Source organism: Oceanirhabdus seepicola (genome assembly GCF_023684385.1).
Taxonomy (GTDB): Bacteria; Bacillota; Clostridia; order Clostridiales; family Clostridiaceae; genus Oceanirhabdus; species Oceanirhabdus seepicola.
On sequence record NZ_JAGSOJ010000002.1, the window covers coordinates 59332 to 84959 of the forward strand.

Here is a 25628-nt window from a genome sequence, read left to right on the forward strand (position 1 = left end):
ACTTAGTCCCCATTTGCATATAAGCAAAAGTTTATAATAGGTTCGGTGATTTATATGGGAAAAACATATATAGAGTGCAGTAATGTGAAATTTAGTTATATTTTCGATGAAGAAAAGGTTGAAGTATTGCATGGAGTTAATTTAAATGTAAACAAAGGTGAATTCGTCGCAATATTAGGACATAATGGTTCAGGTAAGTCTACATTGGCTAAACATTTGAATGCTTTACTAGTTCCACAGGATGGAATAGTAAGTATAAATAATATTTCTACTTCGGATACTCAAAAACATTGGGAAATAAGAAAAAACGTAGGGATGGTATTCCAAAATCCAGATAATCAAATTGTTGCAACAATAGTGGAAGAAGATGTTGCATTTGGTCCTGAAAATATTGGTGTAAACCCAGAAGAAATAAGAAAAAGAGTTGATAATGCTCTTGATACAGTAAATATGAGTGAGTATAAAAAACATGCACCACATATGCTTTCAGGAGGACAAAAACAAAGGGTAGCTATTGCGGGTGTTATTGCGATGAGATCAGATTGTATTGTTTTAGATGAGCCTACCGCTATGCTAGATCCTTCAGGAAGAAAAGAAGTTATTAATACAATAACTAAACTTAATCAAGAGTATGGAATAACAGTTATTTTGATAACTCATTTTATGGAGGAAGCAATAAAGGCTGATAGAGTTATTGTTATGGATAATGGAGAGGTAATTATGGAGGATACTCCAAGAAATATATTTACTCAAGTGGAGAAATTAAAAGAAATTGGATTAGATGTTCCAAGTGTGACAGAATTGGCGTATAGTTTAAAAGAAAGTGGATTGCCAATAAGAAATGATATTATAAGTATTGATGAGATGGTGAGTGAATTATGTCAATTATTATAAAAAATCTTACTCATATATATATGAAAGGTACACCTTTTGAGCGAAAAGCGCTTGATCGTGTTGATATAGAAATTGATTCAGGAGAATTTGTAGCAATTATTGGCCATACTGGGTCGGGAAAATCGACTTTGATTCAGCATATTAATGGTTTGTTAAAACCTGATAGCGGTACTATATTAATCAATGGAGTTAATATAGCGGATAAGAGTGTAAAGCTCTCTAACATCAGAAAAAAAGTAGGTTTAGTTTTTCAATATCCTGAATATCAATTATTTGAAGAAACAATTGAGAAAGATATAGCTTTTGGTCCAGGAAAGTTAAAGATTTCTCAAGATGAAATTAAAAATAGAGTAATAAAAGCTATGGAATCTGTAGGACTTGATTATGAGTTTTATAAAGATAAATCACCATTTGAGTTGAGTGGTGGTCAAAAGAGAAGAGTTGCCATTGCAGGGGTTATAGCTATGGAACCGGAAGTACTAATATTAGATGAGCCTACTGCTGGATTAGATCCAAAAGGTAGAGATGAAATATTGAAACAGATAAAGCATTTTCAAGAAATTTATAATATGACAATCATATTAGTATCACATAGCATGGATGATGTTTCAAGAATAGCTGATAAAATATTTGTTATGGAAAAAGGTAAAATAGTAATGAATGGAACGCCTAGAGAGGTGTTTTCTAATGTGAATAAAATAGAGAAAGTTGGACTGTCTGCACCTCAAATAGCTTATCTTATGAAAAAGCTTAAGGAAAAAGGGGTAGAGATTGACGAGAATATATATACTGTAAAAGAAGCGGCGATAGAAATTCAAAAATTATATTCAAAGAAACTAATGGGAGGAAGCTAATATGATAAAAAATATCACTATTGGTCAATATGTACCAAGTGATTCTCCTATACACAAATTAGATCCTAGAACTAAAATTATATTATCATTTCTATACATGATAAGTATTTTTTTTGTAAATAACTTCTTGGGGTATATTTTTTTCATACTTTTATTAAGCTTGACCATTATTTTAAGTAAGTTAAAAGCTTCATTTATAATAAATGGTATAAAGCCGATATTATTTTTGCTATTATTTACTGCTGTAATTAATATTTTTGTTATAAAAGGTGATGGTCTACCAATTGTTAAATTTGGGTTTATAGAGATATATACTGAGGGTCTAATTAGAGCAGCATTTATGGCAATAAGATTGGTAATGCTTATAGTAGGAACATCCATATTAACGCTCACAACATCTCCTATTGAATTAACAGATGGAATTGAGACATTACTAAGTCCTTTTAAAAAAATTGGCCTACCGGCTCATGAATTAGCTATGATGATGACAATAGCCCTTAGATTCATACCTACATTAATGGATGAGACAGATAAGATAATGAAAGCACAAATGGCACGAGGTGCTGATTTTGAATCAGGAAAACTGATAGAAAGAGCAAAAAACCTTGTACCTATATTGGTCCCACTATTTATAAACTCTTTTAAGCGAGCAGATGATCTAGCTACAGCTATGGAAGCTAGAGCATATAGAGGCGGAGAGGGAAGAACTAGAATGAAAGTATTAAAATATAGAACAAGGGACTATGTTGCAGTTTCTATATTTATAATTTTTATTTCATGTGGAATATTGACCAGATTTATAGCTGGAGGAATAATCTAGTGGACAAATTTAAAAATATCAAACTTGAAATACAATATAATGGGGCTAATTATTATGGATGGCAGAAACAAAGGAATCATATTTCTGTCCAAGAGGTATTACAAAAAAAACTAACTCAATTACTTAAAGAAAATATTGAGGTTATAGGATGTAGCAGGACAGACTCCAAAGTGCATGCACTCAAATATGTATGTAACTTTAAGAGTAAAACTAATATACCTTGTGAGAAAATAAAATATGCATTAAATCCGTTATTACCAGACGATATAGTTGTTTTAGACTCTATAGAGGTAGATGAAATGTTTCACTCAAGATATTCTTGTGTAGGAAAGACATATGTATATAAAATACTCAGTAGAGAAGTTAGACCTGTGTTTGGAAGAGAAGGAATATATCATTATAAAGATTATCTATGTGTTGATAAGATGAAAGTAGCTGCTAAGTACTTTATAGGAAAACACGATTTTAATGCATTTAAAAGCTCAGGTAGCTCTGTTAAAACAACTATTAGGACAATCCAATCTATTAATATTATAAAAAAACAACAGGAAATTACAATAGAAGTAACTGGGGATGGGTTCCTATACAATATGGTAAGGATAATTGTAGGTACATTAATACAGGTTGGTATAAATAAAATAGAGCCTGAATATATTCAAACAATTTTGAAAAATAAGGACAGAAAGCTTGCAGGGCCAACGGCTCCAGCAGAAGGTTTATATTTAAAAGAGATATATTTTTCAAAAAAAGATTTATTATAAATAAATAATCAAAAAGTTGTTGACACGCCCGGAACAATGTATTATAATTATGAGAGTTGAAATGGTAAATAAGATTCACTTGCCCGAGTCTTAGAATAGATCATGAACAGGAAATAGGAAATGTAACAGGGAGGGAAAAAAGATGAAATCATACATTGCAAAACCACATGAAGTTGAAAGAAAATGGTATGTTGTAGATGTTGAAGGTCAGACGCTTGGTAGAGCTGCTAGCCAAATCGCAACTATCTTAAGAGGTAAGCATAAGCCAACTTATACTCCACACGTTGACTGCGGAGATCACGTAATAGTACTTAATGCTGATAAAATTGTTTTAACTGGTAAGAAGTTAGATCAGAAAATGTTAAGACATCATACTTTATATCCAGGTGGATTAAAAGAGATTTCTTACAGAGACGCTTTAGCTAAGAAGCCTGAGTTTGTTTTCAGTGAAGCAGTAAGAAGAATGCTTCCAAAAGGTCGTTTAGGAAGACAAATGGCTAAGAAATTAAACGTATATGCTGGAAGCGAGCACAACCATGAAGCTCAAAAACCAGAGCAATTAGAATTAAGATACTAATTTGATAAGTAGTGAAGGGAGGAAATAATAATGGCAAAGGTTCAATACTTTGGAACAGGTAGAAGAAAGACATCTGTAGCAAGAGTAAGACTTGTACCAGGTGAAGGAAAAGTAATCATTAACAAAAGAGATATGGAAAACTATTTTGGTTTAGATACATTAAAATACATTGTTAATCAACCATTAGTTTTAACAGGAACTAAGGAAAAATACGATATATTAGTAAATGTTCACGGTGGTGGATTATCAGGGCAAGCTGGAGCAATTAGACACGGAATTGCTAGAGCTTTAATCAAAGCTGACGAGAACTTAAGACCAGAATTAAAGAAAGCTGGATTCTTAACAAGAGACTCAAGAATGGTAGAGAGAAAGAAATGCGGTCTTAAGAAAGCAAGAAGAGCTCCTCAATTCTCTAAGAGATAATAATTTCATTACTATATATTTAACTAAAGGAAGGTTAACCTTCCTTTTATTTTGCCTAAAAATAAAAGAAAATTCTGACAAATAAAAAGCGAAAGAAATTAGAGTCAAATGTGTAAATATATACGTTAAAAGACATACTAAATGTTAAGTAGTATTTTATTGTTAAATCTATGTTAAGTTAAATGAAATCCATGTTAAACATTGATTAAAGGTATTAACTTTATGTTAAATATTTAGTATTATAGGAGAAGAGAATTTTGTAGAAAATAAGAATTTAACTTTGGAGGTATTACCATGGAAGTTGCAAGTAGTATGATAGTAGCTCTTGCTGGTAGTGGAGATGTATCGGCTTTAAGTATGATACTGGCACTAGCGGGGGGATTAGGATTATTTCTTTATGGTATGAAAGTTATGGGGGATGGTCTTCAAAACTTATCAGGAGATAAAATGAAGGCTGTATTTGAAAAAATAACTTCAAACCCTATTTTAGGAGTTTTAACAGGAGCATTTGTTACAGCTGTAATACAAAGTAGTAGCGCTACAACTGTTATGGTTGTAGGATTTGTTAACGCAGGATTAATGAACCTATTACAAGCAACTGCAGTTATTATGGGTGCTAATATAGGTACAACAGTAACAGGTTTCCTGATTACTTTAAAAATCTCGAAACTTATCCCAATATTTCTTGGAATAGGAGCATTCTTAACTTTATTCGGTAAGAAAGATAAAACAAAGCAAATTGGTCATATAATACTAGGATTTGGTGTTTTATTTTTAGGAATGGACTATATGAAAAATGCAATGTCACCATTAAAGGAAAGTCCTATGTTCACAGAGTTTATAGCTACTCTTGATGGGAATGTTTTTCTTGGGTTACTGACAGGTTTAGCGATGACAGCTGTTGTACAAAGTTCATCCGCCACAACGGGTATACTAATAGGATTAGCATCAACAGGTGCTATCGAATTAACACTTGCAGTACCTGTATTATTAGGATGTAATATTGGTACATGTGTAACAGCATTAATCTCAAGTATAGGAACTAATAAGACTGCTAAAAAAGCTGCGGTAATTCACTTAATATTCAATGTTGCAGGAGCGCTTATATTCTTACCACTTGTAAATGCGTTGGTATGGGCAGTTAGTTTAATTCATGTAACAGGTACTAATGTTGAGATTGTTCAAAGACAAATAGCATATGCTCATATAATATTTAATGTTATGAATACAGTATTATTACTTCCATTTTATAAAGTAATTGTGGGAGTTGTTAATAAGCTTATACCTGTTTCAGAAGATGATATGGAAGATGATCATATAGGAACTAAATATATAGATGATAGATTATTAGAAACACCTGTTATTGCAGTTGGTCAAACTACTAAAGAGTTAATTAGAATGGGATCAGTTGTTGAGAGAAATCTAAAACTAGCAATGGAAGCGTTTGAGAAAAATAGTGACTCTCTTGTAAAGAAGGTATATGAAAAAGAGAAGCTTGTAAACTTATTAGAGGATGAGTTAACTGTTTACTTAGTTAAGTTATCTAAAACTGAGATTGCAGAGCATCAGAGGGATATTGTTACCTCAATGTTCCATGTGGTTAATGATTTAGAGAGAATTGGAGATCATGCTGACAATATTGCTGAACTTACTAGTGAGAAGATACAGAAGCGATTGAATTTCTCTGATGAAGCTATGAAAGAATTAAGAAATATGTTTGATTACACTATTCAAGCTGTAAGATTGAGTATTGAAGCATTAGATGAAGAAAATAAAGAAAAAGCATTTAAAGTTATTGAAATAGAAGATAAGATAGACAAAATAGAAAAAGAGTTGAGAGCTAACCATATTAGAAGACTTAATAATGGAGTATGTAATGCTACTGTTGGTGCTATATTCTTAGACATTATTAGTAATCTTGAGAGAATTGGTGACCATGCTACTAACGTAGCACAAACAATTGTAAATTAGTGATATCAACCATACAAGAACTATCAGGATATAATAATCCAGGTAGTTCTTTTTGGTGTGTAATTTCTTGCCCATGATTTATTTATGGAATGTATTGGTTAAGTCATAAATTCCGTAAATAAATCTTTGAAACTTGCATATTCTAATACAGGAGGTGAGAAATATATGAAAAAGATTAATAGAACGTTATTATTATCTATTTTGATTATTTTTTTAGGGTATTCACTAATTTTTTCAGTATTACATATGGAGACTACTAATGCTTTCAGTACAAAAGATAAGAAAGTTATACTTATAGACCCTGGGCATGGTGGGGTTGATGGAGGAGCACGTTCAAGCAGTGGGACTCTAGAAAAAAATATTGCTTTAGAAATTTCCTTAAAGTTAAGAGATGAATTGAGTGATTTAGGGTATTATGTGGTGATGACTAGAGAAGAGGATAAAGGATTATATACTCAAGGGAGTATTAAACAGAAGAAAATAGAGGATTTGAATAATCGGGTTAAAATGAAAGATGAAACAGGATGTGATGCATTTTTAAGTATACATCTCAATAAATTTACACAGTCACAATATTATGGTGCAGAGGTATGGTACTCAAATAGAGAAGATAGTAAAAAAATGGCTGCATTAATAATGAAGTATCTTAAGAGTGGAATAGATAATGGAAATAAAAGAGTAAATCATCCTGCTAAAGATAAGTATAAAATATTAAGGTGCAATGATAATATGCCAGGAGTTATAGTTGAATGCGGCTTTCTATCAAATCCTAAAGAAGAAAAGCTTATGAAGACAGAAAGCTATCAGATAAGGCTAGTCAAGCTCATAGCTATGGCAGTTGATGACTATTTTAGCAATAATTAAGATTGTAGTATAAATTTCAGGCGTTGAAAAAGCCCAAGATCAAGGAACGAGGCGAACGAGTATCTAAATGAAGTAGTACTTGAGCAGCGTAGAGAGCCTAGTGACGCTGAGATAGGGCTTTTTCAACAGCCATAAACAGCGCATATTTTGCGCTGTTTATTATTTAAAATCAATTTTTACCGAGTTATCTGCTATAATCCAACAGACCTTGCCTTCTATAATAGAAATAGGCTTTCCTCTTTCATCTACAATCTTAATTGGTGCGCCATCCTTTTTACTCCATTCTATATCAACTATACGTCCTCCAGTAAACAATAAGCCTGCACCGCTAAGTTCAGATGAAGTTTTAAGATTCTCTGATTCGTAAAATGTGATTACTATATTGTCTATAGGTATATCTTTTAGTTGATTATTCATAGATTTATCATTGATATTATTGAATGTATAATGATTATCGTCATATGAAAAAAGGATAAAATGACTATTATCAAAATTTAAGGTGAGAGATTTTGCCATATTATTGTAAAGTCCAATTATTGAATCTTTTGTAGTGTAATTAAACTCAGGAAGAGTGAGGGATAAGCCGTTAGAGTTGTCCAACAAAGGATGTATTTTTAAAGAGTCATTTTTATCTGATAGAAGTTTAAATATAAGATTATCTGCATTATTACGATATAGGAAAATATAATTGGCTCTTTTTAGTGAGTCCAATTTACTATCTAAATCATACAATTCTATAGTGCTTTTGTTTATATTTTGATTATGTACGGTTATAAATGGAAACGTTCTTGTTACATTCCAAAACTCACCATAGAGCAAAAATAATAGTAAAAGTGCAAGTACAAGGATTAATAATTTCAAATATTTATAAAAGAATTTCATAGAGTAGCCTCCTTTAATACGCTGATGTATCAGTGATTTAACAAAAGTTTATACTATATTGTATGATAGTTATATTTAGAAAATAACTTTTTAAGAATATAGTCAAAAAGTTTAGAAAATATTTATTAAAAAAATGAAATAGGCTATTGATATGAATTACACATTGTGATAATATTGAGGTGACAATTGGATTAATCCAATAATCCAATTTGGTGTAAGGGGGGATTATTATTAACATTTATGTTGATAAAGCCAACAAAGTTCCTTTATATATTCAGGTTAAGAGGCAGATTGCTGACTTAATAAGTAGTGGTGATATAAAAGTAGGAAGCAGAATGCCAACTGAAAGAGAACTGGCAAAAAAATTAAGAATAAGTAGAAATACAATCAGTAATGCTTATAAGGAACTGGAATCTGATGGGATATTAAAATCTTATCAAGGTAGAGGAACTTTTGTTGTTGAAGAAGTAATTCCTTGGAAAAATAAAGAGATTAATAATAAAATTTTGAAATTTGTTGATATGGCGCTTGAAGAAGCATTGAGTGTTAATATGGATGTGGAAGAATTATTAGATATAGTTAAAAAGAGAATTGAAGAAACAAAACATGCAATGATGAGAATGGAAGCATGCTACGTAGAATGCAATATTGAACAATCAAAAATGTTCAGTAAACAGTTATCCAAGCATACTAATATGAATGTGGAGCCATTAACAATAAATGATTTAAAAGAAATGAATGAAAATACAATTACTAAGATTGAGAATGCTAAGGTTATAATTTCCACATTTAATCATGTTGGAGAAGTACAAGAATTAACTAAAGGGATGGACAAAGAAGTGTTTGGAGTAGCAATCATTCCTGATATAGAGACAATTGTAAAAATAGCAAGGTATCCTGATAAAACTAAGTTCGCTTTTGTTTGTATATCTGAAAAGTTTATGTACAAGATAAAAGGTGCACTAGAGATGGCAGGGTTAGATAATTTAGATATAGAGTATACTAATGAAACAGATAAGAAGCAATTACAAGATATGATTGAGGGAAAAGATGTAGTTATAGTTTCACCAGGGAAATATAAAGTGATTGAAGAGATTAATAATAAAAAAATAGAGATAATCAAATTTTTATACAGTTTGGATGATGGTTCATTAAAAAACTTAAAAGCGAAGATGGTTGATATTCAAACATAATTAAAAGTCATTTAGATGAACAAAATCTTTTATAAGATTTATATAAAATAAGGGTTTTAATAGGAGGAATTCTTTAAAATGGGAAATGAAAATGGGAAAACAATCGTAATTGGAGTTATAGGATCTGATTGTCATGCAGTAGGAAATAAAATTATTGATTATGTATTAACTGAAAATGGATTTAAGGTTATTAATGTGGGAGTAATTTCACCACAAGAAGATTTTATCAATGCAGCTGTGGAAACAAATGCAGATGCTATTATAGTTTCCTCACTTTATGGACATGGTGAAATTGACTGTAGAGGTATGAGAGATAAGTGTAAAGAAGCTGGTATAGGTGATATATTACTTTATGTAGGTGGAAATATAGTTGTTGGAAAACAAAAATGGGAAGATGTTCATGAGAGATTCCAATCAATGGGATTTGATAGAGTATATCCACCAGGAACACCAATTGAACATACTATGGTAGAAATGAAAGAGGATTTAAAAATTAATTAATATATTAGTTTTCTGAAAGAAGTGATATAAATGGATGCGTATTTATTAATAGATTTTGGAAGCACATATACAAAGCTTACAGCTGTTGATATTGAAAATGAAGAAATCTTAGCTACATCAAAAGACATAACAACAATTGAAACCAATATAATGGATGGATTTAATAATGCCTATAGAAAGCTTATTGAAAATTTGAATGGTAGAGATGTGAACTTTGTTAGAAAGTTGGCTTGCTCATCAGCAGCAGGTGGTTTGAAAATGGTAGCTATAGGTTTAGTGCCAGAGTTAACAGCAGAAGCAGCTAAGAGAGCAGCATTAGGCGCAGGAGCTAGAGTATTGAAGACGTATAGTTTTGAGCTTACAAAGAATGAAATCAATGAAATCAAAAATTCGAATATAGACATAATATTATTAGCTGGAGGAACTAACGGAGGAAATAAGAGCTGCATATTGCATAATGCCAAGATGTTAGCGGAACACAATGTAGATCTTCCAATAGTTGTTGCTGGTAATAAGGTAACGTATGATGAAATTAGAGATATTTTTGAAGATAATAATATGAGTTTTTCATTGGCTGAAAATGTAATGCCAGTACTAAATGAACTTAATGTTGATCCTGCAAGAGAAGAAATAAGAAAAGTATTTATGAAAAATATAATAGAGGCAAAGGGTTTAGGAAAAGCAGAAGAAATGGTTAATGGTATACTTATGCCAACTCCGGCTGCAGTATTAAAAGCAGCAGAATACTTAAGTAAAGGATCCGATGAAGAAGATGGATTAGGCGACCTGATAGTTATAGACATTGGAGGGGCAACAACTGATATTCATTCTTTAGCAGATGGAGAACCAACTAAAGGTGGAGTAACAATAAGAGGATTAGAGGAACCATTCGCCAAAAGAACTGTTGAAGGAGATCTTGGAATGAGATATTCCGCTACATCAATTCTTGAAGCAGCAGGAACTAAGAAATTAAGAAAATATCTTGGGGACACTGAAAGGGAAATTGATATATCTGGAAATTGCCAACTAAGAACAGAGAATATAAAAATGATTCCTAAAACAGAGGATGAAATAAAATTTGATGAGGCTCTAGGTAAAGTAGCTACAGAATTGGCTCTTACTAGACATGTTGGGTTTGTAGAAGTTACCTATACTCCTATGGGGCCGATGTATACTCAAACTGGAAAAGATTTAATGGAGACAAAGTATGTTATTGGAACTGGTGGGATAATAGTTCATAGTGAAAGAGCAAATGAAATATTAAAAGCTGGAGAATTTAACATTGAAGAACCAATATACTTAAAACCGAAAAAACCAGAATACTTAGTAGATAGAACGTACATTTTGTCAGCAATGGGATTACTAGCTCAGGAATTACCTGATATGGCAGTTAGAATTATGAAAAAATACTTGGTGAATCTTAACTAGGAGGTTATTATTGTGGAGTTAAATAATAAAAAGTGGACTGATGATGAATTTTATGGTGTTAGAAAACAAATACTGAACACATGGGAAACAGGTAAAGGTGTAGCAGATTTAGAGAAGAATATTGAATATGCAAAATCTGTACCTGATCATAAGAATTTTGCAAAGAAAATGGAAAAGGCAAAAAACGAGGGTATAACTTTAGCACAACCAAGAGCGGGTGTTGCGCTTCTTGATAAGCATATAGAATTACTTAGATACCTTCAGGATGATGGCGGAGCAGATTTGCTTCCATCTACTATCGATGCATATACAAGATTAAATAGATATGATGAATGTGAAGTGGGAATTGAAGAAAGTAGAAAAGTAGGAAGATCGTTATTAAATGGATTCCCAGGAGTAAACCATGGAGTTGAAGGTTGTAGAAGAGTTCTGGAGGCTGTAAATGTACCTCTTGAAGCTAGACATGGTACACCTGATGCTAGATTATTGACTGAGATTATCCATGCAGCTGGATGGACTTCTAATGAAGGTGGAGGAATCTCATACAATATCCCATATGCTAAGAGTGTTAGTATTGAAAGAACTATTAAAGATTGGCAGTATTGTGATAGATTAGTTGGAATATATGAGGAAGCTGGAGTTTCAATTAATAGAGAACCATTTGGTCCATTAACAGGAACTATAGTACCTCCAAGTACTTCAAATGCAGTAGCGATAGTTGAAGCGTTAATGGCTGCAGAACAAGGGGTTAAGAGTATAACTGTTGGATATGGTCAATGTGGAAACTTGATTCAAGACGTAGCTGCTATAAGAGCATTACAATCACAATGTGATGAATATTTAAGAAACAATGGATATAATGATTGTGTTGTTACAACTGTTTTCCATCAATGGATGGGTGGATTCCCAGCTGATGAAGCTAAAGCTTTTGGAGTAATATCAAATGGTTCTGCAACAGCTGCTTTAGCAGGAGCAACAAAAGTTATTGTTAAGACTCCACATGAAGCAATAGGTATACCTACAAAAGAAGCAAACTGTGAAGGAATAAAAACTACTAAGATGACTTTGAACCTATTACAAGGACAACAACTTCCAATGTCAGAACAGTTAAAAACTGAAATTGCAATTATAAAAGCTGAGACAAAATGTATGATAGATAAATTATTTGAAATTGGTAAAGGTGACTTAGCGATAGGTGCTGTTAAAGGCTTTGATATGGGAGTAATTGATATACCATTTGCTCCAAGTAAATATAACTTCGGTAAGATGATGCCTGCTAGAGATAACAATGGGGCTGTAAGATATCTTAAGTTTGGAAATATTCCTTTTACAAAAGAGCTTAAAGATTATAATGTGAAAAAGCTTGAAGAAAGAGGAAAATTTGAAGGAAGAGAAGTTGGCTTCCAAATGACTGTAGATGATATATTTGCAGTAGGTAAAGGTAGATTGGTTGGTAGACCAGAATAGAGATTTGGTTAGGGAGAACATAATAATCTCCCTAACTTTAATAAATTATAAATTTGAAGGTCAGTTTGGAAAAGTAAGAAACTAATTAATGAAAAGGATAGGTGTGTAGCTATGAAAATTATTGATGTGGTTTGTTCACCAGGAAAAACAGGATTCTATTTTGACGATCAAAGAGCAATAAAGAGTGGAGCAGGACATGATGGATTCACATATACTGGTGAGTCTGTTACAGAAGGATTCAAGTCAATAAGACAAGCAGGAGAATCTATTTCTGTTATGTTAATATTAGAAGATGGGCAAGTAGCACATGGTGATTGTGCAGCAGTTCAATATTCAGGAGCTGGTGGAAGAGATCCTCTTTTCTTAGCAGAAGATTTTATTCCAGTTATAGAAAAAGAAATCGCTCCAAAACTAATTGGTAGAGAACTTGATTGTTTTAGAGAATTAGCAGAAGAGTTTGATAGAATGCAGGTTAATGGAAAGAGATTACATACTGCTATTAGATATGGAATTACTCAAGCTATATTGGATGGAGTTGCTAAAGCTAAACATCTAACAATGGCTGAGATAGTAAATGAAGAATATAACGTAGGAAAAGAAATAAAGAGAATACCTATTTTCACTCAATCTGGAGATAATAGATATGATAATGTTGATAAGATGATTATCAAAACTGCAGATGTTATGCCTCACGCATTAATAAACCATGTAGAGAACAAACTAGGATTAAAAGGTGAGAAACTTCTAGAGTACGTTAAGTGGATGACTGACAGAGTACAAAAGTTAAGAACTGATGAATCTTATAACCCAATATTCCACATTGATGTTTATGGAACAATTGGAATAGCATTTGATTGTGATAATAATGCTATGGCTGATTATCTTGAAACATTAGCTGAAGCTGCTAAGCCTTTCAAATTAAGAATTGAAGGTCCTATGGATGTTGAGGATAGACAAAAGCAAATGGAAGCACTTAGAGATTTAACTGCTGAAGTTGATAGAAGAGGAATAAATATAGAGTTAGTTGCAGATGAATGGTGTAATACATTTGAAGATGTTAAATTCTTTGCAGATAACAAAGCAGGACATATGTTACAAATTAAAACTCCAGACTTAGGAGGAGTTAACAATACTGCAGAAGCAATTATATACTGTAATGAAAAAGGATTAGGTGCATACTGTGGTGGAACATGTAACGAAACTAATAGATCAGCAGAGGTAACTACTAACGTTGCTATGGCATGTGCTGCAACTCAATGTTTAGCTAAGCCAGGAATGGGTGTTGATGAAGGTTACATGATAGTTAATAATGAAATGAATAGAGTTTTAGCTTTAGTTAATAGAAGAAAAAACGCTTAAAAATTAATAAAAAGATGGAAGGCGGTTTTTTATAACTGCCTTTTATCATATGTTTTATAAGATAATTAGAAATATACATGTATTGTGTAATTAACTTGATAAAGCTCAATAAGTACAATTAAGACAATTTTACGCTTACTAAAAAGTGTAGTAAAATTGTCTATTATGCATTGTAGGCATATGAAAATAAATAACAAGTTAAAGATACACAGCATAAACCTATGACTTGTTATTTATTTCAATGTGCCTTCAGAGTATTTAAGGAGGAGTAGTTGTGAGAGAAATTAATGTAAAAGAAATCACATCAGCTGTTAAAAAATTATGTATAGATGCAAATTATTACTTAAGTAGCGATGTAAGAGAAAAACTTAACAGTGCTAGAGAAAAGGAAGAGTGGCAAATTGCTAAGGGGATCTTAGATAATATAATAGAGAATGCTGATATAGCAAAGAATGAAAAGATGCCTATGTGTCAAGATACTGGTATGGCATGTATATTTGTTGAAATAGGGCAGGATGTTCATATAACTGGTGGCTTATTAGAAGAAGCTATAAATAAAGGTGTGGCAGAAGGATACTCAGAGGGTTATTTAAGGAAATCTGTTGTAAAAGATCCTTTGGATAGAGTTAATACAGGAGATAACACACCTGCTGTAATTTATTATGATATAGTTGAAGGCGAAAAGATTAAAATAACAGTTGCACCTAAGGGATTTGGATCAGAAAATATGAGTGCAATAAAAATGCTTAAACCAGCTGATGGTCTAGAAGGTGTTAAGGAGTTCATATTAAAAGTTGTTAAAGATGCAGGACCTAATCCATGTCCTCCAATAGTTGTTGGTATTGGAATTGGTGGAACTTTCGATAGAGCAGCTATGCTTGCTAAAAAGGCACTATTAAGACCATTGAACACAATAAATAAGAGTGAATTTTATGCGAATTTAGAAGATGAGCTTGTAGAGGCAATTAATAAGATGGGAATCGGTCCACAAGGTTTCGGAGGAAAAACAACATCTTTAGGTGTGAATATCGAAACATATCCAACACATATTGCAGGATTACCAGTTGCAGTAAACATAAATTGTCATGCGACAAGACATGCGGAGATAGAACTTTAATAACCAATTCTATAGGTATAGGGAGGAACAGTTATGGAAAAGAAAGTGATGTTACCATTAACAGAGGAAAAAGTTATAGGATTGAAAGCAGGAGATACAGTACTTTTATCAGGAGTTTTATATACAGGAAGAGATGCTGCACATAAAAGATTGTGTGAATTAATTGAAGCAGGAAAAGAATTACCAATAGAAGTTAAGAATCAAGTTATTTATTATGTTGGACCGACTCCTGCAAAACCAGGTAATGCATTTGGATCAGGAGGACCAACTACTAGTTATAGAATGGATCCATATGCTCCTAAGTTACTTGATTTAGGGTTAAGAGGTATGATTGGAAAAGGTTTGAGAAGTAAAGAAGTTATAGAATCTATGGTGAAGAATAAAGCTGTTTATTTTGGAGCTATAGGTGGTGCTGCTGCACTTATCGGAAAGTCTGTTGTGAAATCTGAAGTTGTATGTTATGAAGATTTAGGAGCAGAAGCTGTAAGAAGAATTGAAGTTAAGGATTTTCCTGTTGTTGTGGTAATAGATAGCGAAGGGAATAATCTTTATGAGCAAGGGCAAGCAGCTTATTTGAATAGTATAGAGAAATAGTTGTAAATACTCAACTTCAAAAGGGAGTGATACAGGTGAAGATAATGAAACCAGCTAAGGCAGGAACATTTGAGTCAAATGATATATATGTTATGGTTATGCCTAATGAAGGAAATGGAATAGAGTTAGAACTTGAAAGTATTGTTATGCAGCAATTTGGTGATGAAATTAAGAGGGTTATAATGGATACTTTAAAAGGACTAGAAATTCAAGATGTAATAATAAGGGCTCAGGATAAAGGGGCATTGAATTATACTATAAAAGCTAGAGTGGAAACAGCAATTAAAAGGGGGTGTGAATAGCTATGAAAAATTTGAGAAGAACTATGCTGTTCATGCCAGGTAACAATCCTAGTATGATACAGAATGCTGATATACTTGGAGCAGATTCTATAATTTTAGACCTTGAGGATGCTGTTAGCTTAACGGAGAAGGATAGTGCAAGGATATTAGTTAGGGAAGCTATTAAGAACTTGAATTTTGAAAATGTAGAGCTAATAGTTAGAATCAATCCAATTGATACTATATTTGCTGAAAAGGATATAATATCTATAGGAAAGGTTAAACCTGATACAATACTTGTTCCAAAAGCAACTGAAGAAGATATTGCAAAGGTATCAAATATGCTTGATGAGATTGAAGATGAGATGAAATTCAATAAAGGGGAAATAAAACTTATTGCATTGATTGAATCTGCTTATGGAGTGGAGAATGTTTATAATATTATAAAAGCATCAGAAAGAGTTAATGGTGTGCTATTAGGTGGAGAAGATTTAGCAGCTGATATGGGGATAAAGAGAACTAAAGAGGGTAATGAAGTATTCTATGCTAGAAATAAAGTTGCTACAGCGTGCAAAGCTTTAAGAGTTTCATCAATAGATACTCCATTTACTGATACTAATGATTGTATAGGATTGAAAGAGGATACTAGAAAAGCAAAGAGTCTTGGGATGACAGGTAAAGCGGCTATAAATCCAAGACAGGTTGATGACATACACGAGGTTTATTCACCAAGTGAAGGAGAAATAAATCATGCTAAGAGAGTTATGGAAGCTAAGGAGAAAGCAGATAGTGAGGGACTTGGAGTATTTTCACTTGATGGAAAAATGGTAGATGCACCTATAATAAATAGGGCTAAGGCTACTCTTGAGCTAGCAGATATTCTTGGATTATTATAGAGAAAAGTGAGGGATGATTTATGAAAAATATTCTTGGAAGAGAAATTCCAGATCATATAGAAGGTTATGGCGAGGTAAAGCCTTTCGAAGGTGCTTATGTGAACTATGGTAATAAGAATAAAATTGGTGTGAATGTTTCAAGTGTAGCACCAGGAGAACAAAAATTACATCATGGGATAGACAGTGTACTTGATAATATAGAACTTAAAGATGGGATGAATATATCTTTCCATCACCATTTAAGAAATGGTGATTATGTTTTGAATACTGTTGTTGATCAACTAGCGAGAAGAGGAATTAAAGATTTAACCATTGTTGCTAGTTCAATTTTCCCAGTACATGCACCTTTAGTTGAACACATAAAAAGCGGAGTGGTAACAGGAATATATGCTGCATATATGTCGGGTCCTGTAGCTAATGCTGTTTCAAAAGGTATTTTAAAGAATCCTGCAATAATGCATACTCATGGTGGTAGAGCAAGATTGATTGAGAGCGGTGATTTACATATAGATATTGCCTTTCTAGCTTCGCCTTCATCTGATGAATATGGAAATGTTAATGGACTTTTGGGAAAATCAGCTTGTGGGGCTTTAGGATATGCGGTAGCGGATGCTGAATATGCTGATATTACAGTAGCAGTTACAGATAATCTTGTAGAGTATCCTAATGCACCTATTGAGATAAGTCAGATATATGTGGATTATGTTGCAGTAGTGGAGTCTATTGGAGATCCTAAAGGAATAGTATCTGGAACAACGCAGATTACAAAAGATCCTGTAGGATTAAAAATTGCAAAAATGACATCAGAGGTAATGAAAGCTTCAGGATTAGTTAAGGATGGTTTATCATTCCAAACAGGTGCTGGTGGGATTTCACTTGCTGTGGCAGCAGAGCTTAAAAAGATTATGCAGAAAGAGAATATTAAAGGAAGTTTTGCAGCTGGAGGTATAACAGGCTATATAGTTGATATGTATGAAGAAGGATTATTTAATGCTTTATTTGATGTACAGTGTTTTGATTTAAAAGCTGTAGAATCTTGTGGAAAAAATCCAAAGCATCAAATAATGTCATCATCTATGTATGGTAATCCAAATAATAAAGGTGCAGTTGTTAATAAGCTTGATATTATGATTCTAGGGGCTACAGAAGTAGACACAGATTTCAATGTTAATGTAACAACAGGATCAGATGGAAATATTATGGGAGGATCTGGAGGGCACAGTGATACAGCAGCTGGATCTAAACTTACTATAATAGTGTCAAAGCTTGTTAAATCAAGATTGTCTGTAATTAAAGATAAGGTTACAACTGTTACAACACCAGGAGAAACTGTGGATGTAATAGTGACTGAAAGAGGAATAGCTATCAATCCGATGAGGGTAGATTTAATTGAACAGTTAAGTAAAACACATCTTCCTATTAAGACAATAGAAGAGCTTAAAGAAGAGGCGGAGAGAATTGCAGGTAAAGCAAAACCTATTCAATTAGAAGATGATATAGTAGCAGTAGTAGAATACAGAGATGGTACTGTTATTGATGTGGTGAGAAAAGTAAAATAATTATTTTTGTAAAATGAATCACTTAAATAATAATAAACATTTAACTAGGGTAGATTAATTTCTACCCTGTTTATATATACAAATGTAAAAAAAGTTAATAATAGTTAATAATAATGCTCTGAAAAACGTTTATTGTTATAGAATAGTTTGATATAATAAAATTAATATTCACTTTATGTGTATTAACATAGAAATTGAGGGTGATATAAATGTACGATTTTGTAATAGAAGAAATCAATATTAATAATGTTCAGCAGTTAGGTGATGTGAAAGAATTTTTAAAGAATTTTCAGTTAGAATATGAGAAGAATATTGATTGTACAATAGTTATTAATCAAGACGGAAAAATAGTAGGTACTTGTTCAAAATCGGGAAATATCCTTAAATGCTTTGCGATTGATGGCGGTATGAGAGGAATGGGATTATCTTCAAAGCTTGTTACATGGATGAATAATAGACTTTTTGATGAAGGAATATATCATAGTTTTATATTTACAAAACCTGAAAATATAGAGATATTCACAGGGGTAGGATATAAACTTATAAAGAAGGTCAAAGAAGTGGCATTATTAGAAACAGGCGTGGAAAATATAAGTAAACACATAAAGAAAATTAAAGAAAAGTATAATTTGGAAATGAATAAAAAAGCGGCCATTGTAATGAATTGTAATCCTTTTACATGGGGTCATAGATATTTAATTGAAAAGGCTTCATTGGAAAATGAAGAGGTTATAGTTTTTATAGTACAAGAAGATAGATCTTTATTTCCTTTTAAGTATAGGTATGAATTAGTTAAAGAGGGAGTTAAAGATTTGAAAAATGTTAAAGTAATTCCTGGTGGAGAGTATATTATTTCATCAGCAACATTCCCTAATTATTTTCTAAGAAAGAAAGATGATGTCCTTAGAATTTTCACAGAATTAGATGCTTCTATATTTGGAGAATATTTTTGCAGTGAATTAGCAATAAATAAGCGATATGTTGGAGAGGAACCCTTCTGTGATGTTACACAAGCATATAATGAAACACTAACATTTACATTAGGAAAATATAATGTAGAGATAGAGATAGTAAAGCGAAAAGAGTTCCAAGGAAAAGCTATTAGTGCATCGCAGGTGAGAGAGGTAATTAAAAATGGAGAAATATCATCTTTAAAAAATCTGGTACCTGATGTTACTATGAAGTTTTTATTAAGTTCAAAAGGAAAGGAGATAATGGAGAAGATTAGATATAGCACTTCTCCTCATTAAGACTATGTATACAATACAAGATTTACTTGATGCAAGAGAATTGAGAGTTGAGTTTATAAATGAGTTAATCGATAGATATGATAATACAGTCATTAGTCTTAGAGTCAATTATCCTGGACTTGAGAAGGATAATGCAATTACTAGAAAGATAATCGAGATTATTGGTGTGTTAGTAACTAATTTTTTTAGTGGAAAAATTAACTATAGTATGATGAGTTATACTGCAGAGGGACCAATTATGTTTTGTGTTATTAATGAAAAAGTAGAAAAAGTTAAGAGCTTTGCCATTGATATAGAGGAAAGGCATACCTTAGGGAGATGCATAGATCTAGATGTTTATGACACTAAGGGAAAATCTATAAGTAGGGTGAGTTTAGGGATGAAATCAAGAAAGTGTTTTATTTGCGATAAATTTGCTCATGAGTGTGTTAGAAATAGAACTCATAGCTATGAAGAAATAGCTAAGTTTATAGCAGATAGATATAATGATTATTTGGAGAATATGTATGATAGAGCATAATGGTTTTATAGATAAATTGACTGAAGTTGCAATGCAATCCATATTATATGAGGCAGCCTGTTTTCCTTCACTGGGGTTGGTATCTCCAGTATCATCAGGTTCTCATGATGATATGGACTTTTTTACTTTTTTAGATAGTACAGTTGTTTTAGCAAAGTATCTTAGTAAATTTGCAGAAGAGGGAAGTAAAGAGTACACACCAAGAGAAATTTTTTGTAAATTAAGGCCTATTGGTATGGAATGTGAGAAAGAAATGTTCAAGAAAACAAAAGGTGTAAATACTCATAAGGGAATGATATTTGTTATTGGATTGATACAATCAGCAACAGCATATGTTCTTACTAATAAGATGGAATTTGAAAATATAAAGAATGTAATAGTAGAAATGACTAAAGGTGTGAGTAATGCGGAATTGGAAATAGAACAAAAACAAGATTCGCATATAAATTTGTCTCATGGACAAAAGGTATATAAAAAATATGGGTTAAAAGGAATAAGAGGAGAAGCTGAAAAGGGATTTCCCATAGTATTTGAAGGCGCTTTAAGACATTTTGAAAGAAAATCTCATCTTCCTATGAATGATAGACTAGTGGATACATTAATTTATATAATGAAGTATGCAGATGATACAACAATATTACACAGACATGATATGGAAACCTTGAAATATGTTAAACAGGAAGCTATTAAAATAATAGATTTAGGCGGGGTTGAGAGTGAAACAGGAAAGTTAGAGATTGAAAAATTAACTAGATGTTTTGAATTAAAGAGAATAAGTCCTGGTGGCAGTGCAGATTTACTGGCTGCAACAGTATTAATATGGTTAATAAAAAATGAATTCTTTAGAAAAGAATAAGTAAAAATTTTAGTTTATGAGAACTTTTATGCTAAAACTTCGTATTAAGTTATGAAGGGGAGTTTAAAAGTCATTAATTTATAAATTAGGGGTGTAATATATAGATTAGTGACCATATAGAGCATAGAATCATAACTAACCGTAGGGGGAAGGTATTGTGGAAGATATTAAGTTAGTTGAAGGCATCCTGAACGGTGATATTGAGTGCTTTAATCAGCTTATGATTAAATATGAACCAATAATTCAAAGGTTTGTTTATAATATGATTAAGCAGAAGCAAACAGCTGAGGATATCGCTCAGGAAGTATTTATAATAGTTTATAATAAGTTAGAATTGTATAACAAAAAGTGTAAATTTTCTAGTTGGATACTACAAATAGCTAAGAATAAGACCATTGATTATATGAGAAAGTACAACAAAACCACAGAAACTAATATTGAAGATGCAAGATCAATAGCAACAGATGCAATATCGCCAGAAGAATCCTTTGAGTTTAAGGAGATGAAAGAAGAAATCATACAATATATTGATGCTTTAGATGAACCTGATAAACAGATTATAATACTAAAATACACAAAAGATAGTACTTTTGATGATATTGCAGAAGTTATGGAAATGAAATTATCAACCGTTAAAAGACGATATTACAAAGTACGGGATGGATTTAAAAAACATATGAGTAAAGAGAAAAGGGGTGTGAGTTATGAAGTGTAATGAGGTTTTACAACACCTAAATGAATATATTGAAAATGATTTAGCTGAAAACTTAATGGATGAAATAAGTAATCATATTGAAGAATGTTCTGAATGTAGAAAAGTATATGAAGAAGAAAAAAGACTAAATGACATGTTCCATGAAGCATTGAATTCAGAGCCTATAGAGTTTAATAGTCGAATTGGAAATATAATGAATATGATAGATAAAGATAAGTATTCATTACAAAAAGAAGAAAATCAAGTAAATAAACCTGATGAGGATAGTAAAGTAATTAAACTTGAAGAGGTTAATAAGAAAAAAGAAAAGAAGTTCATATTTAATAAGAGAATTATTGCAGTTGCTGCTACATTTACTATTATGATTTTCATGGCACCATTTATTATTGGAGAGCAAAAAAAAGATATGCAATTTGCGGTTGAGAGTAATGAAAGTACAGTTGAACAACAGGCTTATCAAAGTAATAAAGAAGAAGATAAGGCAGCAAATAAAAAAAATAATAGCACTCAATCTATAGCTTCAGTACAAAATGAAAAGGTTGAAGAGGAAAAACAAGAAATAGCAGATGCTGAATTAAATCAAGACGCAGGCGTGGTTCAAGCATGTGATGATAATGCATATTATAACGAAGAAGATAATAAGGGAGAATCAAAGGCGAAATCAAAGGAAAAAGTTTCTGCACCAGAGAATAGTAATATCGCCACAAGAGTAAGTTTTGCAGCTGACTATAAAAGTGAGTATTTGGAAAAAGAACACAAAATTACTTTTAGTAATGAAGAAAGTAAAACAACAATAAAAATAAATAATGAAGAAGAAGACTTAGGAATAATAGATGGTACAATCACAAGTTTTGTTGAAGAGAATGAATATATTTATATTGCTTGTGTTGGAATGGACGTTGAAAAAGAGTCAACAATAAGTAAAATAATAAAAGTCAATATTAAAACAAATAAGATAGATATAATATATACTTCATTAAAAAAAGAATCTGTAATAAAATTAGAATTAGAAGAAGAAAAAAAAGATTTTATTACTATTACGGTTGATGGACAAGAAAAGCAACAATATATAAAAAGATAAAGAAAAGCGCGTGAATCGCGCTTTTCTTTGTGTATATATTAATATGGCTTGAATATTTTGTTAATTGTCATTTTAGTAATATAAATTCATGTATTATTTGTTATAATATTAGAGAGAGAGATTAAAGGATGAAGGGAATTAACTATATGAATAAAAGCGTTAAGTATTATAAAAAAGCTCTAAAGTTCTATTATGATGGAAATATTGATAAAGCTCTAAATTATTGTAACAAAAGTATATCCTTTAACATGAAAAATTCTGCTGCTTTAAGTTTGAAAGGACTTTTACTATATTTTAAAGGAGAACTTAAAGAAGCAAGAAAAATATGGGAGAAAAATTTCAAAGTAAATGGTGATGAAGTAGCTAAGAAATATCTTGTTGACAGTAGAGCTGATTTTGAAAAAATGGATATATATGATGAGGCTATATTAAAATTGCAAGAGATGAAAATTTCATTAGCAATAAAACTATTACTTCATTGCAAAAAAAGTGATTTCAATTGCTTAAATGTAAATAAGAAGCTTATTGATTGTTATTTAAAAAAGGGAGAATACGACAAAATAACAGAGGTAGTGAATGAGTTCAAAATAATTGATAAAAAAGATATATACGTAAAAAATGTTGAAAAAGAGCTCATAAAGTTAGGGGTAAAGGAAAAGGAATCCAATAAAGAGATAATTTATAAAATTGCAGGAGGCGTTGTGATTGTAGTTCTTATAACAACTGCTGCTAAGTATTCTATGAATTTTATTAAAAATACACCTGGAAATGAAAAGTCCACAGTGGCTACAGCGGAAAAAGGGGACGAGGGTAATAAAATTAATAAAGAAGAAAATAATAAAGTAGGTGAAGATAAAGCAAATAATGAAGAATCAAATGAAACAGAAGAAGCGAATAAATATACTTCTTTTCCAAAGGAAGAATTAGATGATAACCTTCAAAAGGAAAATGTCGATGGGCTAATTAGTATATTAAAGAAAATTGATGAGAATAGTTTATCTATTAACGATAAAATGATCTATAACAAAGCTCAAGAATATGTTGAAAAAAATGCAGTCGGATATTATTTGGAAAAAGGAAAATCATTTTCAAATGATGAAAATTATGAGAAGGCATTACAGGAGTACGAAAAAGGAATGAAATACTTCAAAAAAGGAGTAGGGTACGGTGAAAATATCGTATTCGAATTAGCTTCTTTAAATATACAATTAGCTATGGTTGATGACGTGATTAAGTATTGTGATATGCTGGATGAATATTATAGTGATAGTGGATATTACGAAGATACTATATACGAGGCTGCTCTTTTCTTAAAGAGCAGAGATATAACAAAAGCTAAAGAATATGCTCATAAATTAAAAGAAGTGAACCCGGACTCTATATATATAAATGATAAATTAAAAGAAGTATTATCTGAGTAAAAAATTATTAACATTAGTTGACTAAATCAAAATAGTTGCATAGAATAATATATAAGAAAGTATACCCCGAGGGGGTAAAATGGAGGAGAAAAATATGTTGGAAATAACTCAAAATAATTTTAATAAAGAAGTGGCTGAATCAAATGATTTAGTAGTTGTTGACTTTTGGGCACCTTGGTGTGGACCTTGTAAAATGATAGCGCCAATAATGGAACAATTAAATGATGAATATGGTGATAAAGTTAAGTTTGTTAAGCTTAATGTAGATGATAATCCAGTTTTGGCTAATCACTTTAAAGTAGCAAGTATCCCAACAGTAATGATGTTTAAAAGCGGAAAAATTGTAGATACATCAATCGGGTTCAAACCTAAACAAGCGTTAGAAACAATAATAAAACAAAATATTTAATAGAGGTGATAGAATATGGCTGAAGAAAGATATGATATAGCCATAATAGGAAGTGGGCCAGCTGGACTTCAAGCAGCCATCAATGCGTCAATCAGAAACAAAAGAATTATAATTTTTGGAACGGAAGAATTGAGCCATAAGGTAGTGAAAGCTCAAAAGGTGTCTAACTATCTTGGGGTACCACTTGTCACTGGAATAGAATTAAAAAATGCATTTCAGGATCATATAGATAAAATAGGAATCCAGATAACTTACGAGAGAATTACAAATGTCTATGCTATGGGAGAATATTATGCACTCATGGTAAATGAAAAAATGTATGAAGCTACGAGTATTATTATGGCAACAGGTATTGAATATACAAAGCCTCTAAAAGGTGAGTTGGAATTCTTAGGAAAAGGTGTGGGCTATTGTGCAACTTGTGATGCTCCACTGTATAGAGAAAAGCGAGTAGCTATAATTGGTCATAATATGGAAGCAGTTGAGGATGCAAAATACGTTAATGAACTTGCAGAAAAAGTATTTTTTATCCCTATGTTTAAGGAAAAATTCACATTGCCGGCAGATATTGATATTGTAGAAGATGTTCCTGTGGAAATAATAGGAGAAGAACATGCTAAAGGGATAAGATTTAATAATAGTGAGTTATTTGTTGATGGAATATTTATCATGAAAGATAGTGTAATGCCAGATCAGCTTGTACCAGGTCTTGAATTAGAGAATGGACATATAAAGGTAAATAGAAATATGGAGACAAATCTACCTGGATGTTTTGCAGCAGGAGATTGTGTGGGAAAACCATATCAATATATTAAAGCAGCAGGAGAAGGGTGTATAGCATCATTAAATGCTGTTAGTTACGTCAATAATATAAAAGAACACCAATAAAAAAATAACAGCTAATGTATTAGCTCAGGCTGTTGAAAAAAGTCCAA

At 31.7% G+C, this 25628-nt stretch carries 27 protein-coding genes; 26 read left to right on the plus strand and 1 reads right to left on the minus strand.

The annotated features are described in order from the left end of the window. The first annotated feature begins 54 nt into the window (after positions 1-54). The 8 genes from KDK92_RS07970 to cwlD all read left to right on the plus strand — a co-directional run bounded on the left by KDK92_RS07970 (position 55) and on the right by cwlD (position 7164). Positions 55-894 carry an energy-coupling factor transporter ATPase gene (locus KDK92_RS07970; protein ID WP_250858701.1) on the plus strand — a complete coding sequence of 280 codons (840 nt, stop codon included), beginning with the start codon at positions 55-57 and terminating at the stop codon, positions 892-894. Further along, positions 879-1748 carry an energy-coupling factor transporter ATPase gene (locus KDK92_RS07975; protein ID WP_250858702.1) on the plus strand — a complete coding sequence of 290 codons (870 nt, stop codon included), beginning with the start codon at positions 879-881 and terminating at the stop codon, positions 1746-1748. The genes KDK92_RS07970 and KDK92_RS07975 overlap by 16 nt, the downstream gene beginning before the upstream one ends. 1 nt (position 1749) lies before the next feature. Then, complete coding sequence (locus KDK92_RS07980; protein ID WP_250858703.1) at positions 1750-2568, plus strand: energy-coupling factor transporter transmembrane component T family protein; 819 nt, start codon at positions 1750-1752, stop codon at positions 2566-2568. Next, entirely contained in the window at positions 2568-3329 is a 762-nt protein-coding gene (gene truA / locus KDK92_RS07985) for a tRNA pseudouridine(38-40) synthase TruA (RefSeq protein ID WP_250858704.1), read from the plus strand. The genes KDK92_RS07980 and truA overlap by 1 nt, the downstream gene beginning before the upstream one ends. A 142-nt stretch (positions 3330-3471) precedes the next feature. Continuing rightward, positions 3472-3906 carry a 50S ribosomal protein L13 gene (gene rplM / locus KDK92_RS07990; RefSeq protein ID WP_250858705.1) on the plus strand — a complete coding sequence of 145 codons (435 nt, stop codon included), beginning with the start codon at positions 3472-3474 and terminating at the stop codon, positions 3904-3906. 30 nt (positions 3907-3936) lie between these two features. Further along, positions 3937-4329: a 30S ribosomal protein S9 gene (gene rpsI, locus KDK92_RS07995; protein ID WP_250858706.1), complete on the plus strand. Its 393-nt coding sequence runs from the start codon at positions 3937-3939 to the stop codon at positions 4327-4329. A gap of 294 nt (positions 4330-4623) precedes the next feature. After that, positions 4624-6300, plus strand: coding sequence for a Na/Pi cotransporter family protein (locus tag KDK92_RS08000; protein ID WP_250858707.1), 1677 nt, complete (start codon positions 4624-4626; stop codon positions 6298-6300). Between the two features lie 165 nt (positions 6301-6465). Continuing rightward, positions 6466-7164, plus strand: a complete 699-nt coding sequence (gene cwlD, locus KDK92_RS08005; protein ID WP_250858708.1) for an N-acetylmuramoyl-L-alanine amidase CwlD — start codon at positions 6466-6468, stop codon at positions 7162-7164. 159 nt (positions 7165-7323) lie between these two features. Here cwlD and KDK92_RS08010 read toward each other — a convergent pair whose 3' ends face one another. After that, positions 7324-8046: a DUF3048 C-terminal domain-containing protein gene (locus tag KDK92_RS08010; RefSeq protein WP_250858709.1), complete on the minus strand. Its 723-nt coding sequence runs from the start codon at positions 8044-8046 to the stop codon at positions 7324-7326. A gap of 272 nt (positions 8047-8318) precedes the next feature. Here KDK92_RS08010 and KDK92_RS08015 point away from each other — a divergent pair, with 272 nt between their 5' ends. The 18 genes from KDK92_RS08015 to KDK92_RS08100 all read left to right on the plus strand — a co-directional run bounded on the left by KDK92_RS08015 (position 8319) and on the right by KDK92_RS08100 (position 25581). Next, positions 8319-9239, plus strand: a complete 921-nt coding sequence (locus tag KDK92_RS08015; protein ID WP_338115263.1) for a GntR family transcriptional regulator — start codon at positions 8319-8321, stop codon at positions 9237-9239. 78 nt (positions 9240-9317) lie between these two features. Further along, a complete protein-coding gene (glmS, locus tag KDK92_RS08020; RefSeq protein WP_250858710.1) occupies positions 9318-9740 on the plus strand; it encodes a methylaspartate mutase subunit S in 423 nt (140 codons plus the stop codon). 30 nt (positions 9741-9770) lie between these two features. Then, positions 9771-11168: a methylaspartate mutase accessory protein GlmL gene (glmL, locus tag KDK92_RS08025; RefSeq protein WP_250858711.1), complete on the plus strand. Its 1398-nt coding sequence runs from the start codon at positions 9771-9773 to the stop codon at positions 11166-11168. Between the two features lie 12 nt (positions 11169-11180). Further along, on the plus strand, positions 11181-12635 hold the full coding sequence (locus KDK92_RS08030; RefSeq protein ID WP_250858712.1) for a methylaspartate mutase subunit E: 1455 nt from the start codon (positions 11181-11183) through the stop codon (positions 12633-12635). 111 nt (positions 12636-12746) lie between these two features. Further along, positions 12747-13994, plus strand: a complete 1248-nt coding sequence (locus KDK92_RS08035; protein ID WP_250858713.1) for a methylaspartate ammonia-lyase — start codon at positions 12747-12749, stop codon at positions 13992-13994. Between the two features lie 274 nt (positions 13995-14268). Beyond that, positions 14269-15111, plus strand: a complete 843-nt coding sequence (locus tag KDK92_RS08040) for a fumarate hydratase (RefSeq protein ID WP_250858714.1) — start codon at positions 14269-14271, stop codon at positions 15109-15111. Between the two features lie 33 nt (positions 15112-15144). After that, positions 15145-15705, plus strand: coding sequence for a Fe-S-containing hydro-lyase (locus tag KDK92_RS08045; RefSeq protein ID WP_250858715.1), 561 nt, complete (start codon positions 15145-15147; stop codon positions 15703-15705). Between the two features lie 35 nt (positions 15706-15740). Continuing rightward, positions 15741-16007 (plus strand): citrate lyase acyl carrier protein, encoded by a 267-nt coding sequence (gene citD / locus KDK92_RS08050; protein ID WP_250858716.1) that lies wholly within the window; start codon positions 15741-15743, stop codon positions 16005-16007. A gap of 2 nt (positions 16008-16009) precedes the next feature. Beyond that, entirely contained in the window at positions 16010-16882 is an 873-nt protein-coding gene (locus KDK92_RS08055; protein WP_250858717.1) for an HpcH/HpaI aldolase/citrate lyase family protein, read from the plus strand. Positions 16883-16902: 20 nt separating this feature from the next. Next, positions 16903-18441: a citrate lyase subunit alpha gene (gene citF, locus KDK92_RS08060; RefSeq protein ID WP_250858718.1), complete on the plus strand. Its 1539-nt coding sequence runs from the start codon at positions 16903-16905 to the stop codon at positions 18439-18441. Positions 18442-18650: 209 nt separating this feature from the next. Further along, complete coding sequence (gene citC / locus KDK92_RS08065; RefSeq protein ID WP_250858719.1) at positions 18651-19691, plus strand: [citrate (pro-3S)-lyase] ligase; 1041 nt, start codon at positions 18651-18653, stop codon at positions 19689-19691. Positions 19692-19695: 4 nt separating this feature from the next. Continuing rightward, positions 19696-20211: a citrate lyase holo-[acyl-carrier protein] synthase gene (gene citX / locus KDK92_RS08070; protein WP_250858720.1), complete on the plus strand. Its 516-nt coding sequence runs from the start codon at positions 19696-19698 to the stop codon at positions 20209-20211. Then, positions 20198-21067 (plus strand): triphosphoribosyl-dephospho-CoA synthase CitG, encoded by an 870-nt coding sequence (citG, locus tag KDK92_RS08075; RefSeq protein WP_250858721.1) that lies wholly within the window; start codon positions 20198-20200, stop codon positions 21065-21067. The genes citX and citG overlap by 14 nt, the downstream gene beginning before the upstream one ends. A 157-nt stretch (positions 21068-21224) precedes the next feature. After that, on the plus strand, positions 21225-21782 hold the full coding sequence (locus tag KDK92_RS08080; protein WP_250858722.1) for an RNA polymerase sigma factor: 558 nt from the start codon (positions 21225-21227) through the stop codon (positions 21780-21782). Further along, complete coding sequence (locus KDK92_RS08085; RefSeq protein WP_250858723.1) at positions 21772-22863, plus strand: anti-sigma factor family protein; 1092 nt, start codon at positions 21772-21774, stop codon at positions 22861-22863. The genes KDK92_RS08080 and KDK92_RS08085 overlap by 11 nt, the downstream gene beginning before the upstream one ends. Before the next feature lie 146 nt (positions 22864-23009). Further along, positions 23010-24284, plus strand: a complete 1275-nt coding sequence (locus KDK92_RS08090) for a tetratricopeptide repeat protein (protein ID WP_250858724.1) — start codon at positions 23010-23012, stop codon at positions 24282-24284. Positions 24285-24363: 79 nt separating this feature from the next. Beyond that, a complete protein-coding gene (gene trxA, locus KDK92_RS08095) occupies positions 24364-24693 on the plus strand; it encodes a thioredoxin (protein WP_250858725.1) in 330 nt (109 codons plus the stop codon). Positions 24694-24708: 15 nt separating this feature from the next. Continuing rightward, on the plus strand, positions 24709-25581 hold the full coding sequence (locus KDK92_RS08100; protein WP_250858726.1) for an NAD(P)/FAD-dependent oxidoreductase: 873 nt from the start codon (positions 24709-24711) through the stop codon (positions 25579-25581). Positions 25582-25628 lie beyond the last annotated feature (47 nt).

Bases quoted from the DNA above. Each gene is read 5' to 3' on its own strand.
- KDK92_RS07970 (WP_250858701.1), top strand. From the start codon at position 55: ATGGGAAAAACATATATAGAGTGCAGTAATGTGAAATTTAGTTATATT.
- KDK92_RS07975 (WP_250858702.1), top strand. From the start codon at position 879: ATGTCAATTATTATAAAAAATCTTACTCATATATATATGAAAGGTACA.
- KDK92_RS07980 (WP_250858703.1), top strand. From the start codon at position 1,750: ATGATAAAAAATATCACTATTGGTCAATATGTACCAAGTGATTCTCCT.
- rplM (WP_250858705.1), top strand. From the start codon at position 3,472: ATGAAATCATACATTGCAAAACCACATGAAGTTGAAAGAAAATGGTAT.
- rpsI (WP_250858706.1), top strand. From the start codon at position 3,937: ATGGCAAAGGTTCAATACTTTGGAACAGGTAGAAGAAAGACATCTGTA.
- KDK92_RS08000 (WP_250858707.1), top strand. From the start codon at position 4,624: ATGGAAGTTGCAAGTAGTATGATAGTAGCTCTTGCTGGTAGTGGAGAT.
- cwlD (WP_250858708.1), top strand. From the start codon at position 6,466: ATGAAAAAGATTAATAGAACGTTATTATTATCTATTTTGATTATTTTT.
- KDK92_RS08010 (WP_250858709.1), bottom strand. From the start codon at position 8,046: ATGAAATTCTTTTATAAATATTTGAAATTATTAATCCTTGTACTTGCA.
- glmS (WP_250858710.1), top strand. From the start codon at position 9,318: ATGGGAAATGAAAATGGGAAAACAATCGTAATTGGAGTTATAGGATCT.
- glmL (WP_250858711.1), top strand. From the start codon at position 9,771: ATGGATGCGTATTTATTAATAGATTTTGGAAGCACATATACAAAGCTT.
- KDK92_RS08035 (WP_250858713.1), top strand. From the start codon at position 12,747: ATGAAAATTATTGATGTGGTTTGTTCACCAGGAAAAACAGGATTCTAT.
- KDK92_RS08045 (WP_250858715.1), top strand. From the start codon at position 15,145: ATGGAAAAGAAAGTGATGTTACCATTAACAGAGGAAAAAGTTATAGGA.
- KDK92_RS08055 (WP_250858717.1), top strand. From the start codon at position 16,010: ATGAAAAATTTGAGAAGAACTATGCTGTTCATGCCAGGTAACAATCCT.
- citF (WP_250858718.1), top strand. From the start codon at position 16,903: ATGAAAAATATTCTTGGAAGAGAAATTCCAGATCATATAGAAGGTTAT.
- citC (WP_250858719.1), top strand. From the start codon at position 18,651: ATGTACGATTTTGTAATAGAAGAAATCAATATTAATAATGTTCAGCAG.
- citX (WP_250858720.1), top strand. From the start codon at position 19,696: ATGTATACAATACAAGATTTACTTGATGCAAGAGAATTGAGAGTTGAG.
- citG (WP_250858721.1), top strand. From the start codon at position 20,198: ATGATAGAGCATAATGGTTTTATAGATAAATTGACTGAAGTTGCAATG.
- KDK92_RS08085 (WP_250858723.1), top strand. From the start codon at position 21,772: ATGAAGTGTAATGAGGTTTTACAACACCTAAATGAATATATTGAAAAT.
- KDK92_RS08090 (WP_250858724.1), top strand. From the start codon at position 23,010: ATGAATAAAAGCGTTAAGTATTATAAAAAAGCTCTAAAGTTCTATTAT.
- trxA (WP_250858725.1), top strand. From the start codon at position 24,364: ATGGAGGAGAAAAATATGTTGGAAATAACTCAAAATAATTTTAATAAA.
- KDK92_RS08100 (WP_250858726.1), top strand. From the start codon at position 24,709: ATGGCTGAAGAAAGATATGATATAGCCATAATAGGAAGTGGGCCAGCT.